Origin of the sequence: Halomarina pelagica (assembly GCF_024228315.1) — an archaeon.
Classification (GTDB): domain Archaea; phylum Halobacteriota; class Halobacteria; order Halobacteriales; family Haloarculaceae; genus Halomarina; species Halomarina pelagica.
The window spans coordinates 195,298-211,287 of sequence record NZ_CP100455.1; the positions used below are offsets into that span (position 1 = coordinate 195,298).

Here is a 15,990-nt window from a genome sequence, read left to right on the forward strand (position 1 = left end):
TCGTTTTTGGATTACCACTCACCGATCTAACCGCGAACACGGGCGGTAACGGATGCGAGACGACGTCGAGGGGATAGCGTCGACCGGGTGGGTCGCGGTGAGGGCGCTGCGACGGACGGATCGTCTCCAGTCTGCCGTCTCCTCGCTGTAGTACTGTGCGCGTACCGTCGGCCGTCCTCATCGGCGAGCGGTCGTGTTCGCCGGTCGTATCGACCCGGGCCAGCGCGTCGGACCGCCCGATGTCCGCGACAGGACGCGCACCCGCCGCACGGACGGGCGCAGCGGTCCGGCCTCCGCGGGCGTTGGGTCTAGGGTGTTCTACTCTACCGACTCGACACCCGGTTCGCAAACCAGACGCACGCCTGTCGTCGCGTTCTACCGCCGGACGCGGTGGCGGAGCGTCGTACTACCCGGTCCGACCGTCGGGATCGCACGCCTCTCGAGGAACGTACGAGCGAACCGCGGGCCGGGAGATCACCCCGCTTCGCGCCTCCGGCGTTCGCTGGGGGAGGGACCGTACCACGTCGCGTACACCGACACCCGAATTCGAGGGGCCGTGAGCGGTACGACGTCGGAGACCCTGAACGTCCCGCCGTCGATGGAGACGTCGCGAGATACCGCGTCTGTTTGGCCACGTTAAGCGAGTAAGTAGTTATACCGCTACTGTGAAGATGTACCGATTAGCGATGAAAACGCGCCCGCTGCACCGCGACGAGATAGCCGGTCAGCGTGGGGTGTCGCGAACGTCGGAGGATCGAGGCGTGGGACTGATACGGACGCGGGGACGATCGTCGATACACGGCCAGTTCCAGACTCGGTTTCCCGTTTACGCGGATTCGGATGGCTCACGGCCTCGGTATCGCCGACTCGGGGATCGAAGACGGCTTCGGCCCACGGGGAGACCGCAGTGCGAGCGGGAGTGCGACTCCAGTTCGTCGAGTTCCCGGCAAACGTAACACTGAGGTATCACCTAGACCTCGTCGGCGCGCACCGCGGCGCGGCGATCGGAGATCAGATCGAGGTCGTCGTCGACGTCGCCGAGTACGAGCAGCGCGTAGTAGCGGAGGTACGTCACCACGGGCACCTGAACGAGTGCGGTGATGGCGAGCACTGAGAGACCGAACGACAGTGCGACGACGGCGAGGACGCCGAGACCGACCGGTGGGACCGCCGTCGACAGGAAGAAGCCGATCGCCCCGAGGAGCCCGAACGGGATCAGGAGGACGAGCGCGGCGACGCCGACCGCGATCGCGACGAGGAGCCCGCCCACGATCGTGAGGACGAAGCCGGCGACGGCGTACGCGAGATACTGCCACGGACGGGCGGTGATCGTCGGCCAGAGCCGTCGCCAGCCGTCGAGCACGCCGCGGCCTTCGAGGATCATGATCGGAACGACGAACATCGTGGTAAACCCGTCGATCAGACCGATCACGATCGCGAGGACGGCGACGACGGGGAGGAGCAGGAGGAAGGCGATCACCGGAACGTCTCCGGGTGCGCCCGTCCCGGGACCGACCTCGACGACGGCCGGGAGGAGAAAGAGCGCGGCGAGAACCGCGACGCCGCCGAAGACGAGGAGCCCGATGACGAGCCGAAACCCGAACAGCCGAACGCCCTGACGCCAGCGTCGACCCCAGTACCGGCGGACCGCGACCTCTTCGCGACGGAGCGATTCGACGAGGACGAACTCCATGATCGAGCCCACGAGGAGAAACAGGAGGCCGAGGACGAGCGCGGCCGCGACGATCGTCCCGAGGACGAGCCAGAGGCGGGGACCGATCTCCGGTGGCGTCGGGAGCCCGCCCGGCGACGGACCCCGATCGGCCGGTACGTTGTACTGGAAGAGGTTCAGGTTCCCTATCGGTCCACCGACGAAGAACACGACGAGCGCGAGCCTGATCCAGCGCGAGCGGTCGATCGGCCAGAGGAACGCTCTCGTCGCGTCGAATGCGTCGTCGAGATCCTCGAGCGCGTAGAGCGCCATAGCCAGTACTTGTATTTCAATCTACATAAAACCGCGTCCGCGGATCCGCTCACGTCTTGAGCGATAAACGTTACATCACAAGAGGAGGAAAAGGATGGGAGAGTCGTGATGAGGTGGACTGGTGTCCGAATCGCGTTGTTCGTCCTCGATACGTTCGTCGCAGTGACGGCGATCGGCGGCGGAATCGCCATGGCGACCGGACTCGATCCCCTCCCGGACGACTGGCTGATCGGAACGCCGTTCCAGAGCTTCCTGATCCCCGGCGCGCTCCTGGCGGCGGTGGTCGGCGGGAGTGCGGCCGTCGCCGCGTTCGGCGTGCTGCGCAGTACGGACGCCGGCGCGATGGTCTCGGTCGTGGCCGGCGCGCTCCTGATGGGCTGGATCGTCGTCGAGGTCCTGCTTCTCAACCAGCCGTCGTGGACGTGGACAGAAGCCGTCTACTTCGTCGTCGGATCGTCGATGGTGGTCCTGGGGTTCGCACACGGATGGGCGTAGGAACGCTCGTTCAAAGACAGCCTCGTCGAAACTACCACGGACGGTGATACGACCTGAGAGGCCTTGTTCGATCCGGTTATCGCGTCCGGGCGCTCGCGTGCGAGTAGCCCGAGCGCCTCGGCGCTGCGCCCGCGCCGGTAAGTGTTATACGGCTGTGACGATAGATAGGGAGTGTGACGCTGAGTAGATGGCTCTTCGCGGGACTTCTGGTGTTACAGGCCCACTTCGCGGCGTCGTACCTCGTGCCCCTGGACAGGGAGGCCCAACGAGAGTTCGGGGGCCTGTTGCGGTGGGTCTGGCCCTGGAGCGGCGGCGACAGCGGGCTACTGGGCCAGGTCACGGTGGCTTCCGGTTCCCCGCTCGCCGGTATCTTCCTCGCCATACTCGCGGCGGTGCTCTTTTTCCTCGCGGCCCTGGCGGTAGTGGGAATCCGGGTTCCGTTCGGATGGTGGCGGGTGCTGGCTGGGGGAGGGGCCATCCTGTCGCTCGTGCTGATGGCGGGATTCTTCGGGGCCACGAAGGTGCTGCCGATGGCCCTCGATCTCGTCGTGCTATGGGCCGTCGTAACCGATTGGCTCCCGCACGCTGGCTGACGGCGACAGCGCTCACCACTCACCACGCGGCACCCGGAGAGGCATCAGCAGGTCGAAAACTCCGGAAGTGGGACGAGCTACCGCGAGGGCGGCGGTCACTCGTTCTCTTCCGAATCACGGGAGGCGGGCGGCGCGACGCCGAGTCGCCCCTCGACGAACGCGGCGACGTCCGCGGCGAACGCCTCGACCTCGTCCCAGTCGGTGAACTCGGCGTCGTGGGACGTGTCCGCGTCGGGCAGCGCCCGCTTGGCGATCTGCTTCATCACCAACCGCTTGAGGAAGCCGTACTGCGAGTAGCGCAGCGCGCCGCCGAAGAGGCCGATCCGGTCGGGGTGCCAGCCGGTGTCCTCGACGAACGCCTCGACGTAGCCCGCCGCCTGTTCTTCGCCCCGCTCGTCCGCGGACGACAGCGACACCTGGAAGAAGGCCGTCGGCTTCGCCGCCAGCGCGTCGCGGTTCGACGTGACGAACTCGCGAACCGCCGACTGATGCTTGCCGCGGTGGATCGACGCGCCGACGAGGACCGCGTCGAAGTCGTCGACGGAGAGGTCCGGCGGTCTCTCGCCGGCGTCCACCGCCGCGGCGTCGTGCCCGCGCGCCGCGAGCACGTCGACGATGCGACCCGCGACCTTCGCGGTCTGTCCCTCACCGGTCCCGTAGAGTACGAGGAATGACACCATGTGGAATCGCCAGTCGAGGTTGGGTCCCGAGGTCGATAAAACCCGTGCCGAGTCGATCGAGAGTGCCAGACCCCCGGAGTGACGATCTCGGCGTTCGGCGGTCTTCACGGGACTGGTGGATGTCGAACACGGTGTCGGCGCGAACCTCCAGGGCGACCGCACCCTCGACGGGGACGTGATCGCGCTCGGCTTCTACGTGCCACGGGTCGGTCTCCTCCTCTCGGTCGGCTCCGTCGTCGTAGTGTGGGCCTGGTATATTCTGGTCGCGCGAACGCTCCTCCGACTCGGCCGGCCCGAGGGGACGACGCGGTCAGCGTAACGGGACGATACCACCGCAGTGGGTCGGGTGGAGTGAGGAGACGATGACCGGTACACCGGCACAGCAGTCATCGATACGACCGTACAAACTGCACCAGTACGACGCCGCGGATCGCGCCGACGACCAGACCGGTCGCGCCCGCCGTCCCGAGGGCGAGTAGGACCGCCGTCGCACCGGGTGGCCCGCCCGGCAGTAGCGATACGCCGGAGACAGTCACCGGGCTTCACCTGCTCGAGATACAACCCCGAGGTGATCCTCGACGACGGGGATCCGGAGATGTCGCCGCGCATCTCCAGGAACCCGGCGGCCTGCACGATGATCGGGGGCACCGCGACGAACCTCATCCACCCCCGTTCGACGGATCGCCAGGCGGAAAGCACCCACCTATCGGTACGGACAGACCCCCGAAGTAGTCCCTCGCGGCTCGCGAGCGGTAGAGGGACCGTCGGCAGTTCGAAAAAAGTCGCGTCGGTGGATGGTAGGATCGCGTCAGCCCTGGACGGCGACCTGGGTCTGGCTGGACGACTGCGACTGCTTGATCTCGTTGTCCTCACCGTACTGGACGGCCTTCTGCTCCTGGTAGTTGTTCTGATCCTGGTGGATCTCGTTGTCCTCGCCGCCCTGGAGCGCGACCTGCGTCTGGTCGTTGTCCTGCCACTGCTTGATCTTGTTGTCCTCGCCGTACTGGGCCGCGAACTGCTTCTGGTAGTTGTCCTGATCCTGGTGGATCTCGTTGTCCTCACCGAACTGAGCGGCGAACTGTTTCTGATAGTTGTCCTGCCACTGCTTGATCTTGTTGTCCTCGTTCTTCTTTTCGTGCTCCGCCGCGACCATGCCCACGCCCGAGATCGCGATCATGGCGACCACGGCGAGGATCATCAGCCGTCGAGAGTTCTTTCCGAACATGTTATTCGTTCTCCATCGACGCCTCGCTGACGCCGACGTCGGGGTGATCGCCCGGGGCCACATTTGTTATACGTACCGACATGTTATCCGGTACGCAAAACACCACGACGGGCGTAGGGTCACCGGCCACTGCACGACCGATGGCCTGACACGGGAGTGAACCATCCCACGATCGAGAACGACGGGAATAGATTAGAGTATTTTTACTATATCTCGATTCAGCGTCGTACGCTCGTTTCGAACGGTTTCTCGGGAGCCGGTGCGCGTTGAGGGCGATTAAATCGGCACCTCGCGTCGCGATACTACGATAGCGAACAGGAACGACCCTCGGACTCTCTCCGTGCCATCTCGGTCACGATCGACGAACGTCGAATGTCTTCACGCGCGTTCGTCTAGAAGCGAACGAGAGAGCAATCTCCGATTACGCGGATAATGTCAAACGATACTCATAGACTATCTGCTACTTAGTTTCCGTCCGCTACCAGTATGAAACTCCTTACACAGCCGATCGCTCGGCGTCTCGTCGGTTCCCCGTCGATGCAGAACCCCGAGACGACCGCCTGCGTCGACGTCAAGGCGTTCACCGTCGAGAACGGTACCGCCGTCGTCAGGTACGACGCGAACGACTGCGAGGCGTTCACCACCGACACCCTCGCGAGTTACACCAAGCCCGGTCCGGGTGGAGCCGTACCACCGCTGAGCAGCAGGAACTCGTCGACGTGGCGGTCAGTTCCGACACCCGGGGAACGCTCCGCGTCGATCTGCCGGTGAACGAAACAGTCAGTCGACAGTGACAGAGGTCGTGAGCGTTTAGGGCGCTTCGACGCTCACCACCTTACTGGTGACGATGGTCTGGACCGTGTCGCACACCTCCGGATTTCCGAATTCAGGAATGTTCGGAACGGACTCCCCCGGTCTGTCCCGTCCGTTCGATGGACTGTACGGATGTTCATCCCCTCGAACGGCCCACGTCGAAGAACGGACCTCGCCCTCGGTCTCGTGTGGCAGAAGACGCATGGAGAGCCGCTCACCTCCGGTTCGTACATTCCTCAGACCTCACACCGCGGGGCAAACGAAACGTTGACTCCGGATTCACTGGAGTTCGATGGATGGACAGATTTCGGATAACAGGTGTGTTTTCGTTATTGTACTATCTCCTCCCGGTACATATGGACGACGATCAGTTCCGTCGTTTCGTGTGCTCACTCCCGCTCACCGCTGGTGGATGAGCGGTCGTCCGATCGATCGGAAACCGCTCGCGTACACGCGGCCACAGTTCCGCGTGGCATCGCTCGTCGATCAGCGACAGGGGATCGTCGCACACTGCCCGGTACGTGAGGCACGCGTTCCCTCGCCAGCACTGTCCGCATCGCGGCGAACATCAGCGTCGGCGTCCTAGGCGCACGCTCTGCCGACGGTGACGACTACGTTCCCCCATCCGACGTGACGGAGGTACGAACCGTTCCGCTCCCCACGGCGGCGGATGGTCCCCGGACGGTCGAAAGCCGCATGCCGACAGAAGAACTACTCCGACCGATGGTTTCCGTATCGTTACAGAGAACGGCAGAGAACGTCCGGCCATCGCACGCGACACCGGACGGTTCGCGGTGACGGAGTCCGTCGGTAGCGAGGCGGACACGCGACCGGGACACGGCTCCGGCTCCGCGAGACAGTCGGTCGCCCTGTTCGTCGTCGCCTCGTTGACGTTCGGCACCGCCTTCGTCGGCATCAAAGCCGGCCTGGCCGACGTTCCGCCGCTGCTGTTTGCGGGCTTTCGGTACGACATCGGCGCGGCGGTGCTGTTGGCGTACGTCGCCCGGCGGAGGGACTACTGGCTCCCTCGTACTCGCGGTGACCTGACGGCGGTCGTGGTCGCCGGGGTGTTCCTCTCGGGACTGAACGCCGCGCTACTGTTCGTCGGCCAGCAGTACGTCACCAGCGGCACCGCCGCGGTCGTGTTCAGTCTCGTTCCCGTCCTCGCGCCGCTGTTCGCACTGGCACTGCTGCCCGGGACGCGATTCGATCCCGTCGGGATGGTCGGGATCGTGCTCGGCCTGTTCGGCGTGGCGATCATCGTCGGATTGAGTTCGCTCTCGGCGGGCGACGAGCGAACCGTCGTCGGGATCACGCTGATCGGCGGTGCCGCGACCGCGGCGGCGCTCGGGAGCGTCCTGCTGCGCCGGGTCGATCGCGCGATTCCGGGGCTGAGCATGACGGCCTGGGCGCTGGTGGTGGCCGCCGGACTCGTCCACACGCTCAGTCTCCTGGCCGGCGACTCCCCGACCGACGTGACCCCTACGCTCCAGGCAGTCGCGGCGATTCTCTGGGTAGGGCTACCCGCGACGGCGCTCGCCTTCCCCGCGTACTACGGCCTCATCGACCGGGCCGGGCCCGTTCGGGCGAACCTGATCAGCTACACCGTGCCGCTCGTGGCGACCCTCGCCGGTGGCGCGATCCTCGGGGAGACGGTCCCACCCCGGACCGCACTCGGCTTCGCGGTCATCGTCGCCGGTTTCGCCCTGATCGAGCGTGACACCATCCGAGACGAACTGCGGCAGCTTCGAAACCGGTCGAGAGCGTCACAACGGGACGAGGACCACCTCTGTGAACACGCACCGCGGGGGTGAGGGCATCATCATCGGCGATGTCGAACTGATCCGGGCGGATTTTGCGGGAAAACCGCTCCACCGGAATCGGGGGAGTTCTGCGGGAACCGATTCGCCTCGGCTCCGACCAGTATCCCGGAGAACTGTCCTCGGTCGCTCCGACGCGTCGGAGCGACTCCCATCCCCGGGGCTATTCGTTGTACGACTCCCGGATTCGAACCACGCCGTCAGCGTCCCGGACGAGGACGGTGTCGCCGGCGTTTCGCCACACCGGTCGATCCGATCCCCAGTAGAGATCCGATCCGGTGTCCCGCCCGCTCCCGCTGTGGAGCGTGACCCGTTCGCCGGGCTCTAACTCGCTGCCTTCCGGGAAGCGGAACGCGTTCCCCGCCTCGTCCTCGACCGACCAGTCCGAGACGTCGAGTCGGGTCGTCCCGTCGTTCTTGAACGTGATGTACTCCCCCTCGAGATGACGTTCGTCTCGACCGGAGGGTTTCTCCCGGATCTCGTCGATGACGAGGTCGCTGTGGTGGATCTCGTTCGGCTCGTCCATCATCCGTCACCGTTCATCCGGTAGGACCGCGAGGCGTATAGAGCGTTAGGTCCGGCCGCCGGGGGTCTCGGAACTGGCGGTACAAAGCGATTAATATTGCTTACCCGATATCTGGTGCAGTTGGTACTGACCCTCTTCGACGAACAGATCGGACCCTGGTGGCTCGGGAGTCCCATCGTCGTATCGATGCCCATCGTTCGATTCCACGATCGCGTCGAACGGCTTCGGACACCGCTCTGCGACCGGCGTCATAGTTACACGCGAGAGGTGCCGTGCAGGCACCCACCTATTTGAGTTGTTATTTCTAACGCTTCCGACGTCTTTCGATCTCGGTATACGGGATCAGTCGATCTCGTCTCGGAACGCGTCGAGCGTCGTCCGCTTCGAGAGCGCGCCCTCGGGTTCCAGCGCGACGAACTCCAGTCCCCGTTCGTCGAGCAGGCGCTCGGCCCGCTCCGTGACCGACGGGGCGACGAGTATCCCGCGAACGTGTTCGTCCGCGCGCTCGCGCTCGGCCGCGTCGACGTACCGCGCGAGTTGACCGACCGCGTCGGGTCCGACCCGTCGACGCTTCAACTCGACGATCACGGGCGTCCCCGAACGGTCCTCGCCGTAGATGTCGACCGCGCCGGCCGCGGTCGCGCGCTCGGTCGCCCGCGGCGAGAAGCCCTCCTCGACGAGCGACGGGTTCCGGAGGATGCGCTGGCGGAGGTCCTCCTCGCTGCCGACCAGTTCGAGGTCGTGCTCGTCGGTCAGTTCGAGCACCGACACCTGATACACCGCGTCGAAGGCGATGTCCACCCGCTCCGGCGGGGTGCCTCGAATGCTGCGGACGTGGAGGCGGCCGTCGGTGAGGTGGGCGTCGTGGGCGCAGCCGGGCGGCTGCCAGTTGACGGGATCGCGCTGTTCAGGCCGGTGGACGAGCAGCGTCCCGTCGGGCTTCAGGATCACGAGCCGGTCGCCGGGACCGAGATAGCTGGTCGTCCGCCCCTCGTAGTCGACCTCACACCGGCCGACGATCGTCACGACCGCGTCGGTCGTCAGGCCCTCCGTCACGAGGGCGTGGGCCCGCGAGGGGTCGGGCGCTGAGAGCGAGGTCACGGTCATGGAGAGCGTCACGCGATACAGACGCCGGAGCGATATAGGATACTCGCTTGGCACCGAGGTGCGTCCGGTCTCCCCTTCCCGTTACACGAGGCCGCTGGCCGTCGGGTCGTGGTGCACGCTGTGTCTCCTCTCGGCCGTCGCCATGCTCCTCATGATCGCGCTCACCGTCGACGAGGTCGTCGCGATGGGGCAGTTCCTCCACCGACGAACCCGACGGGGGGAATCGCTGTGGCGCGCCTTCTGGATGGGCGGGACGTTTCCCGCGGCGGCGGCCGGCGTCGACGGCGAGACGCGAACGGACCCCGGGTCGGTCCGGTCGATGTTCTGGGGCGTCTCCGTTCCGTGGAATCTCCTCGTCGCGACGGGCCTCGGCCTCTGGCTGATGGCGTCGCCCGCCGTCTTCGGCACCGCCGGCGCGGCCGCGGACAGCAGCTACCTCGTCGGTGCCCTCGTCGTCACGTTCTCCGTCGTCGCGATGGGCGAACCCGCCCGGACGGTTCGCCTCGCGAACGTCCCCCTCGGCGCGTGGGTCGCCGCGGCACCGTGGGTACTCCAGGGAGCCCCGGCGATCGCGACGTGGAACGGCGTCGCCGTCGGCGTCCTCCTCGCGCTGGTCAGTATCCCTCGCGGCACGATAGCCTATCAGTATGGCATCTGGAACCAGCACATCAGGTGAGTTCGCGTACCTGTCGCGCTCGGGCAGCAGTACCCGCCGTCGATGACGTATCCCCGGGTAGTTTCGGTGTGATCTCCCATCGCCGTCGGCCTACGGGAGTGCGCCGGTTGTGCTTTCGGCCCGCGTTCGCGAACGGGGTCGAACCGCCGACCCGGAGTAACCTATTTCCCGGCCGGCACCGTTCGAACCGGTAGATGACGCCCGTAACGGAGACCGCGCCGACGTCGGTCGCGCGGGAGGCCGAGCGCGGTATCAGATACGGGATCGTCGCCGTGTTCCTCGTCGGTCTCCGCCGGCGGAACGCGGGTGCGGTCGTGAACGCCGCCCTCGCGCTCGCGTTCACGTACCTCCCGGACGTCCTCGAACGCGAGTACGACGTCGAATTCCGGCCGTGGCAGCGCGTGTACGCGGAGATCGCGACGCTCACGCACGCCGTCGGGATGCTCGGCCCGTACGACGACGTCTGGTGGTGGGACCACCTCACGCACGCCCACTCCGCGACCCTTCTCGCCGGGATCGTCCACGCGGCCGCCCGGCGGCGCGGGCGCGAGCCCCGGCCGCGCGTCGTCGCCGTCGTCGTCTGCGTCGGGCTCCTCTGGGAACTCATGGAGTACGCCGTCCACGCCGCCGCCGACCGTCTCGGTCTCGAACCGTTTCTCGTCTCCTACGGACGGACCGACACCGTACTCGACCTCATCTTCGACCTCCTCGGTGCCTCGCTCGTCCTCGCGTTCGGCGACCGCATCCTCGACAACCTCACTGGGGGACGCGACTAATACTGCCCGAGCGCGAACTGCCGCCGGCGACCGGTAGCGATGGCCGAATCGCCGTTCGACACCTAACGATGAGGGACGACGCTCAACGTGCATGCTCAACCTTTACTGACGGTCCTGACGCACGTCCGTGACATGGACGTACTGGTCACCGGTGGCGACGGCTTCGTCGGTCGTCACCTCTGTGCCGAACTGGTCGATCGGGGGCACGCCGTCACCTCCCTGTCGCGGTCGCCCGATCCGGCGGTCCTTCCCGACGAGGTCGAGACGACCACCGGCGACGTGACGGACTACGGGTCGATCGAGGGGGCCTTCGAGGGGAGGGACGCCGCCGTGAATCTCACCGCCCTCCCGCCGCTCCACCAGCCCCGTCCGGGGACGTTCCACGACACCGTCTGTATCGGCGGCGCGATGAACGCCGCCCACGCCGCCTCCGAACACGGGGTCGATCGGTACGTCGAGATGAGTTCGCTGGGGGCGGACGCACACAGCCCCATCGCCTACTGACGGACCCAGGGTATCGGCGACGTGGTCGTTCGGTACTCGGATCTCGACTGGGTGATCCTGCGCCCGTCGTTCATCTTCGGGGAGGGAAGCGAGACGCTCGCGTTCGTACGGGAGTACACGACGCCGTACGTGACGGTCCTCCCGGACGGCGGCACGCACCCGACCTTCCAGCCGATCTGGGTCGAGGACGTGGCCGCGATGACTGCGGACGCCGTCGAACGGGACCGGCACGTCGGTCAGGTGTACGACCTTGGCGGGCCCGAGGTGCTGACGTTCGGCGACGTCACCCGGATGCTCTACCGGGCTGACGGGAGATCGACCAGGGTCCTCTCGGTGCCGATGCGGGTAGCGAAGATCGCGCTGTACGCGGCGGATCCGATCCCCTCCCTCCCGCTCGGCGTCGATCAGGCGCGGGCGCTGGAGATGACGAACGTCGCCGAGCACAACGACGTGGACGCCTTCGGGTTCGACGAATCGGACCTGCTGGCGCTCCCGACGTATCTGAGCGACACGTCGAACAGGCCTGAACGAGTGATCAGGGGGCCGGGCTGATCGAGCGGAGTTCACGTCGGGTGAACTGTCTGTCCTCCTCGACAGCAGCCGAGTACGACGAATCATAGCGCCCGGCGGTAACGCTGGGGGCACCACGCTTTTCGATCTCCCCGGCGTACGTCGGAGCGCGATGTCTCGAGAACGCTCCGACACCGATCTTCGCGTGGGGCGGATCGCGCGGAAAGACGTGGTGTGCGTCCCCGACGATGCGACGATCGGCGAAGTCGCGCGAACGATGGTCGAGGCCAACGTGGGCGACGTTTTGGTCACGAAGGGTGACGAACTCGTCGGCATCGTCACCGACCGCGACCTGGTCGTCCACCTCCTCACCGACGAACACGGTACCAACGTCCTGGCCGAGGGTGGCTCCGGTTCGGAACTCACCGCCGGTGACCTCATGACCGGAGATCCTCTCACTATCGAGTCTGACGCCCGGATCCCCCGGTTGCTCCACCATATGAACCAGGCGAGCGTGCGCCGAGTTCCAGTCGTCGAGGACGGGGATCTCGTGGGGATCGTGACGTTCGACGACCTCGTCGTCCACCTGGCGGGCGAGAGCGCACACGTGGCCGCGCAACTCGACAGTCTTTCGGACGTCGTCCACGCGGAGTCGCCGGCGAAGTGAGCGGACGGTTCCCGCCCGCCTCTCCACGGGCCGCGGTCGCTCGAATCGAAATAGGAACGTCGACTACCGGGCGCTACTCGTCGGCGACGTACAGGTAGCCGAGGAGTCCGACGAGCGCCGTCTGTGCCAGCTTATCCACGAGCCCGATACCCGTCGCGTGCGGAAATCCGGCGTTGATCCACAGCAGCAGTTGTACGGCCGTGTACGGTATCCCTGTAAGGTAGAGGAGCCGCCGATTCGCCCCCAGCAGGAAGAGGACGATCGCCCCGACGAACCCGCCACCCGCGAGGAGCATCACGGTTTCGCCGTGAGCGAAGAAGAGATAGAGGTGGACGATCGCCGTGAGGGTGGCGAGACCGACCGCGAGGCCGTCGAGTCGATCGGTCGATTCGACGCGGTTCTCCCGCCACGAGTACCAGTACGCCGGCGCGACGGGAATCGCGACGAGCGCGACGATCCCCGCGAGCGTCGTCACGCCGACGTGGCCCGACGCCTCGTCGGACGCGTGTGCGTCGCCGTCAGCTGCGACACCGCCAGTCATCAGCAGCGCGACTGCGAGTACGATAAAACTGGCAGTCACGAACTGACGTCTGGACGTACTGGCTAACATAACTGATCCCAGTATTACTTCTGGAAAAAATCTTTCGTTGTTCGGTTTCTACTATGCACCTCCTACTTATTTTGCTTTGAGAATGTCCACTCGGTCAGGGTGAACTGGTCGCTCGACCGTATCTGCTTTTGGGAGTATTCCGCTCCGCTCTCATCGACACTCGTGGCGTTACAACGTGGCACGGGGGAATAGTTACTCCCGACAGCTACCGTGCACCAGCGATTACCAGTAACGTAATATCGTCGACAGCAGTATACTGACTGGAGGAAAGGGGGTGCCACGGCTCTCCGTAAGAGCCCTGGGTCGCCGTTACCGGGCGTGAATTGTTCACTCGGAAGGTGCTACCTGGGTGGTCGTGGTGCCCGGTGAGACACGTGCGAACGCCATACGTCGAGAAGGAGGAGATCGAACGTCGCGCGACCCAACTCAGGGTATCGCTACCGACTCGGTCGAGCCTGCGGTCGGACCTCCCGGCGGGAGTCGCTGTCGCGCTCGTTAGCGTTCCCGAGGCGATGGGATACGCCCTGATCGCCGGTGTCGACCCCATCTACGGGTTGTACACGGGGATCGTGACGGCACTCGTCGGGGCACTGACTGCGAGTTCTCGGTTCATGATCATCACTCTGACTAACGCGATCGCACTCGTGGTCGCAGACTCCCTCGGTACCCTCGGCGGGCCCGAACAGCTCCCGGCCCTGTTCACGCTGACGCTGCTCGTCGGAGGGATCCAATTGCTCCTCGGTATTCTGAATCTCGGTGGCCTGATCCGCTACGTCAACGACGAGGTGATGACTGGCTTCATTATCGCCACTGCCGCATTACTCGTTCTCGGACAGCTCGAGACGCTCGTCGGCTACGCGAATACGATCGATGGTGTCGTCCTCGTTCGAACGATCACGCTCCTCCAGAATGTAGACGGATGGAACGTCGCGACATCGACGGTCGGGTTGGGGACGATCATCGTCATCCTGCTACTCAAACGGTCATCGTGGGGTCGATACGCCGAAGTGGTGGCGATCGTCCTCGCAGCGTCGGTCGTCGCGGCGTTCGACAGTACATCGATCCGGGTCGTCGGTGACGTCGCAGCGGTTCCAAATCGACTCCCCACGCCCGTGGTTCCCGACGCGCAATTGGCTCCATCGATCGTCACCGGAGCACTGGCAGTGGCGATCATCGCGCTGATCGAGAGTGCGGGAATCAGCGCCGCGTTTTCGGACCCGGAGAGGGAACGGACCGATCAGTCGCGTAACTTCAGCGCACACGGGATCGCGAACATCGTCGGGGGACTCTTTCAAGCACTTCCGGGGGGCGGTTCGTTCTCACGTACGGGGATAAACGTCAGTAGCGGAGCAGAGACGCGTTGGGCCGGGGTGTACTCCGGAGTCGTCCTCGCGATCATCGTTCTGTTCGCCGGTCCGCTCGTGGAGCTAATCCCGATGGCGAGCCTGGCAGGACTCTTGATCGTGATCGGCCTCGAGATCATCGTAAACGAGTGGGGGGACGCCGTTCGCTCGTGGACGGTGTCGAAGACGGCCAGTATCGCGATGTTCGCGACCTTCGTCATCGGCGTCTGGATCTCGCTCGAACTCGCGGTCTTCGCCGGTGTGGCCCTCTCCTTACTTCTGTACGTCTACACGTCGGCGACCGATGTCGAGTTAGAACGGCTGATCCCGAGAGGTCCGTGCCACTTCGAAGCAGGACCGTTTCCAGACACGCTCCCGTCTAACCAGGTCACGATCTTTTATCCACGGAGTAGCCTCTATTTTGCGAGCGTATACACGCTCGCAGATCACCTTCCGGCCGCTGACAGCGCTGAACACGCGATCGTAGTGCTGAGACTCCGGGGACGGGACGAACTCAGTAACACGTTCGTCAATTGGCTCGAACAGTACATCGAGAATCTGCGTAGCGCGGGTAACGACATCGTCCTCTCCGGCGTGAGTGCCGAATTGATCGACGAACTCGGCCGTGTGGGATTGATCCAGGTTCTCGGTCCGGGGCACGTTTTCGAGAAGGAGTCCGTACTCGGCGCTTCGACGCAGAACGCACTGATGACCGCGACGGCGCGACTAGCGGAGGAGGAGGCGCGATAAGCCCCTAGGATTCGACAGACCACGCTAACGAGGAGGACGCCGCGCCGGTGGACAGGAGGTGGCGTGGGGAGTCGACACCGATGTTCGACTCGATGAATTCCGGGGAACACTGCTATCTTGGCGGTGTCGTGGTACGACTCTGTGCCGTCGTTCCACGATCGGATCAGAGTGGTAGGGTCTTCACGCTCATGCCCGTTGTGGTCTGTTCCCCTCCGTCACTCCGGGAGTTCGTCGATCAGTACCGTCGCCGTGCCGTGGACGACGATTTCCTCGGCCTCGTTCTCGACCCGCGTCGTGAGTCGATACCGGTCGTTCTCGAGTGCTTCGACGATCTCACAGCGCGCCGTCAACGTCTCCCCGACGTCGACGGGACGACTGAACTCGACGTTCTGCGACAGGTAGATCGAGAGGCCGGGGAAGCACGCTAGCGCGGCGCTGATCATCCCGGACACGAGCGTTCCGTGAACGATGCGTCGCCCGAACCGTGTCTTCTCGGCGAAGGCGTCGTTGAGGTGCACCGCGTTCGTGTCGCTCGTCGCCTCGGCGAACTTCCGTACGTCGTCGTCGGTGATGGCTTTCGTGAACGCGACGCGATCGCCGACGCCCAGCGTTCCCGGCTCTCGAATCTCGACGTCGAACTCCCCCTTCGCCCGTCCGTACGGAAGGCGAGGGACGGCCACGCCGAGAACCTCGGTGAGGTGAGGGTGCGGTGTCTCGACGTACTCCGCCGGCGCGGTTACGAACAGGTCGTGGCAGTCCGTAGAACAGAAGCGGTAGGTCACCCCCTCGTACTCGGCGGTCTCTTCTGTATTTGATGCTATCACTTCCATGCCGCAGACGGGATCGATCGTCATCGTCACCTCCCCCTTTCGTCCGACGAGCCGGTGCGCTATGAAGTCCTAGTGCTGCTC

18 protein-coding genes are annotated in these 15,990 nt (G+C 65.1%); 11 read left to right on the forward strand and 7 right to left on the reverse strand.

The features are described 5' to 3' along the window. Positions 1-970: 970 nt before the first annotated feature. On the reverse strand, positions 971-1,984 hold the full coding sequence (locus NKI68_RS19430; protein ID WP_254546956.1) for a DUF7544 domain-containing protein: 1,014 nt from the start codon (positions 1,982-1,984) through the stop codon (positions 971-973). 108 nt (positions 1,985-2,092) lie between these two features. Here NKI68_RS19430 and NKI68_RS19435 point away from each other — a divergent pair, with 108 nt between their 5' ends. Continuing rightward, positions 2,093-2,479, forward strand: a complete 387-nt coding sequence (locus NKI68_RS19435) for a hypothetical protein (RefSeq protein ID WP_254546957.1) — start codon at positions 2,093-2,095, stop codon at positions 2,477-2,479. Positions 2,480-2,652: 173 nt separating this feature from the next. Further along, positions 2,653-3,072 (forward strand): hypothetical protein, encoded by a 420-nt coding sequence (locus NKI68_RS19440; RefSeq protein WP_254546958.1) that lies wholly within the window; start codon positions 2,653-2,655, stop codon positions 3,070-3,072. A 95-nt stretch (positions 3,073-3,167) separates the two neighbouring features. On the opposite strand, the gene NKI68_RS19445 is transcribed toward NKI68_RS19440, so the two are convergent. Beyond that, a complete protein-coding gene (locus NKI68_RS19445; protein ID WP_254546959.1) occupies positions 3,168-3,752 on the reverse strand; it encodes a flavodoxin domain-containing protein in 585 nt (194 codons plus the stop codon). Positions 3,753-3,867: 115 nt separating this feature from the next. Here NKI68_RS19445 and NKI68_RS19450 point away from each other — a divergent pair, with 115 nt between their 5' ends. Continuing rightward, positions 3,868-4,071, forward strand: coding sequence for a hypothetical protein (locus NKI68_RS19450; protein ID WP_254546960.1), 204 nt, complete (start codon positions 3,868-3,870; stop codon positions 4,069-4,071). Positions 4,072-4,560: 489 nt separating this feature from the next. Here the strand turns inward: NKI68_RS19450 and NKI68_RS19455 are convergent, their stop codons facing one another. Then, on the reverse strand, positions 4,561-4,977 hold the full coding sequence (locus tag NKI68_RS19455) for a hypothetical protein (protein WP_254546961.1): 417 nt from the start codon (positions 4,975-4,977) through the stop codon (positions 4,561-4,563). Positions 4,978-5,463: 486 nt separating this feature from the next. Here NKI68_RS19455 and NKI68_RS19460 point away from each other — a divergent pair, with 486 nt between their 5' ends. Together NKI68_RS19460 and NKI68_RS19465 are read left to right on the forward strand one after the other, a co-directional pair. Then, positions 5,464-5,748: a hypothetical protein gene (locus tag NKI68_RS19460; RefSeq protein WP_254546962.1), complete on the forward strand. Its 285-nt coding sequence runs from the start codon at positions 5,464-5,466 to the stop codon at positions 5,746-5,748. Between the two features lie 836 nt (positions 5,749-6,584). Continuing rightward, the gene (locus NKI68_RS19465; RefSeq protein WP_254546963.1) at positions 6,585-7,604 is read left to right on the forward strand and encodes a DMT family transporter; all 1,020 of its coding nucleotides are present in this window, start codon (positions 6,585-6,587) and stop codon (positions 7,602-7,604) included. A gap of 169 nt (positions 7,605-7,773) precedes the next feature. Here the strand turns inward: NKI68_RS19465 and NKI68_RS19470 are convergent, their stop codons facing one another. Together NKI68_RS19470 and nucS are read right to left on the reverse strand one after the other, a co-directional pair. After that, entirely contained in the window at positions 7,774-8,136 is a 363-nt protein-coding gene (locus NKI68_RS19470; RefSeq protein WP_254546964.1) for a lamin tail domain-containing protein, read from the reverse strand. A 342-nt stretch (positions 8,137-8,478) separates the two neighbouring features. Further along, on the reverse strand, positions 8,479-9,243 hold the full coding sequence (gene nucS / locus NKI68_RS19475) for an endonuclease NucS (protein WP_254547070.1): 765 nt from the start codon (positions 9,241-9,243) through the stop codon (positions 8,479-8,481). A gap of 142 nt (positions 9,244-9,385) precedes the next feature. On the opposite strand from nucS, the gene NKI68_RS19480 reads away from it, so the two are divergent. The 5 genes from NKI68_RS19480 (at position 9,386) to NKI68_RS19495 (ending at position 12,376) form a co-directional block, all read left to right on the forward strand. Beyond that, positions 9,386-9,919 carry an SPW repeat domain-containing protein gene (locus NKI68_RS19480; protein WP_254546965.1) on the forward strand — a complete coding sequence of 178 codons (534 nt, stop codon included), beginning with the start codon at positions 9,386-9,388 and terminating at the stop codon, positions 9,917-9,919. Positions 9,920-10,113: 194 nt separating this feature from the next. Beyond that, entirely contained in the window at positions 10,114-10,695 is a 582-nt protein-coding gene (locus NKI68_RS19485; RefSeq protein WP_254546966.1) for a DUF2238 domain-containing protein, read from the forward strand. 132 nt (positions 10,696-10,827) lie between these two features. Next, on the forward strand, positions 10,828-11,199 hold the full coding sequence (locus NKI68_RS23980) for an NAD(P)H-binding protein (RefSeq protein WP_438267818.1): 372 nt from the start codon (positions 10,828-10,830) through the stop codon (positions 11,197-11,199). A gap of 21 nt (positions 11,200-11,220) precedes the next feature. Next, the gene (locus NKI68_RS23985; RefSeq protein ID WP_438267819.1) at positions 11,221-11,751 is read left to right on the forward strand and encodes a Rossmann-fold NAD(P)-binding domain-containing protein; all 531 of its coding nucleotides are present in this window, start codon (positions 11,221-11,223) and stop codon (positions 11,749-11,751) included. Between the two features lie 130 nt (positions 11,752-11,881). Next, complete coding sequence (locus tag NKI68_RS19495; RefSeq protein WP_254546967.1) at positions 11,882-12,376, forward strand: CBS domain-containing protein; 495 nt, start codon at positions 11,882-11,884, stop codon at positions 12,374-12,376. A gap of 73 nt (positions 12,377-12,449) precedes the next feature. Here the strand turns inward: NKI68_RS19495 and NKI68_RS19500 are convergent, their stop codons facing one another. Beyond that, positions 12,450-12,917, reverse strand: coding sequence for a hypothetical protein (locus NKI68_RS19500; protein WP_254546968.1), 468 nt, complete (start codon positions 12,915-12,917; stop codon positions 12,450-12,452). Between the two features lie 434 nt (positions 12,918-13,351). On the opposite strand from NKI68_RS19500, the gene NKI68_RS19505 reads away from it, so the two are divergent. After that, positions 13,352-15,079, forward strand: a complete 1,728-nt coding sequence (locus NKI68_RS19505; protein WP_254546969.1) for a SulP family inorganic anion transporter — start codon at positions 13,352-13,354, stop codon at positions 15,077-15,079. Positions 15,080-15,294: 215 nt separating this feature from the next. Here NKI68_RS19505 and NKI68_RS19510 read toward each other — a convergent pair whose 3' ends face one another. Then, positions 15,295-15,933 carry a MaoC/PaaZ C-terminal domain-containing protein gene (locus NKI68_RS19510; RefSeq protein WP_254546970.1) on the reverse strand — a complete coding sequence of 213 codons (639 nt, stop codon included), beginning with the start codon at positions 15,931-15,933 and terminating at the stop codon, positions 15,295-15,297. Positions 15,934-15,990: the final 57 nt, after the last annotated feature.

Coding starts and splice junctions, on each gene's coding strand:
- NKI68_RS19430 (WP_254546956.1), bottom strand. CDS start 1,984: ATGGCGCTCTACGCGCTCGAGGATCTCGACGACGCATTCGACGCGACG.
- NKI68_RS19435 (WP_254546957.1), top strand. CDS start 2,093: ATGAGGTGGACTGGTGTCCGAATCGCGTTGTTCGTCCTCGATACGTTC.
- NKI68_RS19445 (WP_254546959.1), bottom strand. CDS start 3,752: ATGGTGTCATTCCTCGTACTCTACGGGACCGGTGAGGGACAGACCGCG.
- NKI68_RS19455 (WP_254546961.1), bottom strand. CDS start 4,977: ATGTTCGGAAAGAACTCTCGACGGCTGATGATCCTCGCCGTGGTCGCC.
- NKI68_RS19460 (WP_254546962.1), top strand. CDS start 5,464: ATGAAACTCCTTACACAGCCGATCGCTCGGCGTCTCGTCGGTTCCCCG.
- NKI68_RS19470 (WP_254546964.1), bottom strand. CDS start 8,136: ATGGACGAGCCGAACGAGATCCACCACAGCGACCTCGTCATCGACGAG.
- nucS (WP_254547070.1), bottom strand. CDS start 9,243: ATGACCGTGACCTCGCTCTCAGCGCCCGACCCCTCGCGGGCCCACGCC.
- NKI68_RS19480 (WP_254546965.1), top strand. CDS start 9,386: ATGCTCCTCATGATCGCGCTCACCGTCGACGAGGTCGTCGCGATGGGG.
- NKI68_RS19485 (WP_254546966.1), top strand. CDS start 10,114: ATGACGCCCGTAACGGAGACCGCGCCGACGTCGGTCGCGCGGGAGGCC.
- NKI68_RS23980 (WP_438267818.1), top strand. CDS start 10,828: ATGGACGTACTGGTCACCGGTGGCGACGGCTTCGTCGGTCGTCACCTC.
- NKI68_RS19495 (WP_254546967.1), top strand. CDS start 11,882: ATGTCTCGAGAACGCTCCGACACCGATCTTCGCGTGGGGCGGATCGCG.
- NKI68_RS19500 (WP_254546968.1), bottom strand. CDS start 12,917: ATGACTGGCGGTGTCGCAGCTGACGGCGACGCACACGCGTCCGACGAG.
- NKI68_RS19510 (WP_254546970.1), bottom strand. CDS start 15,933: ATGACGATCGATCCCGTCTGCGGCATGGAAGTGATAGCATCAAATACA.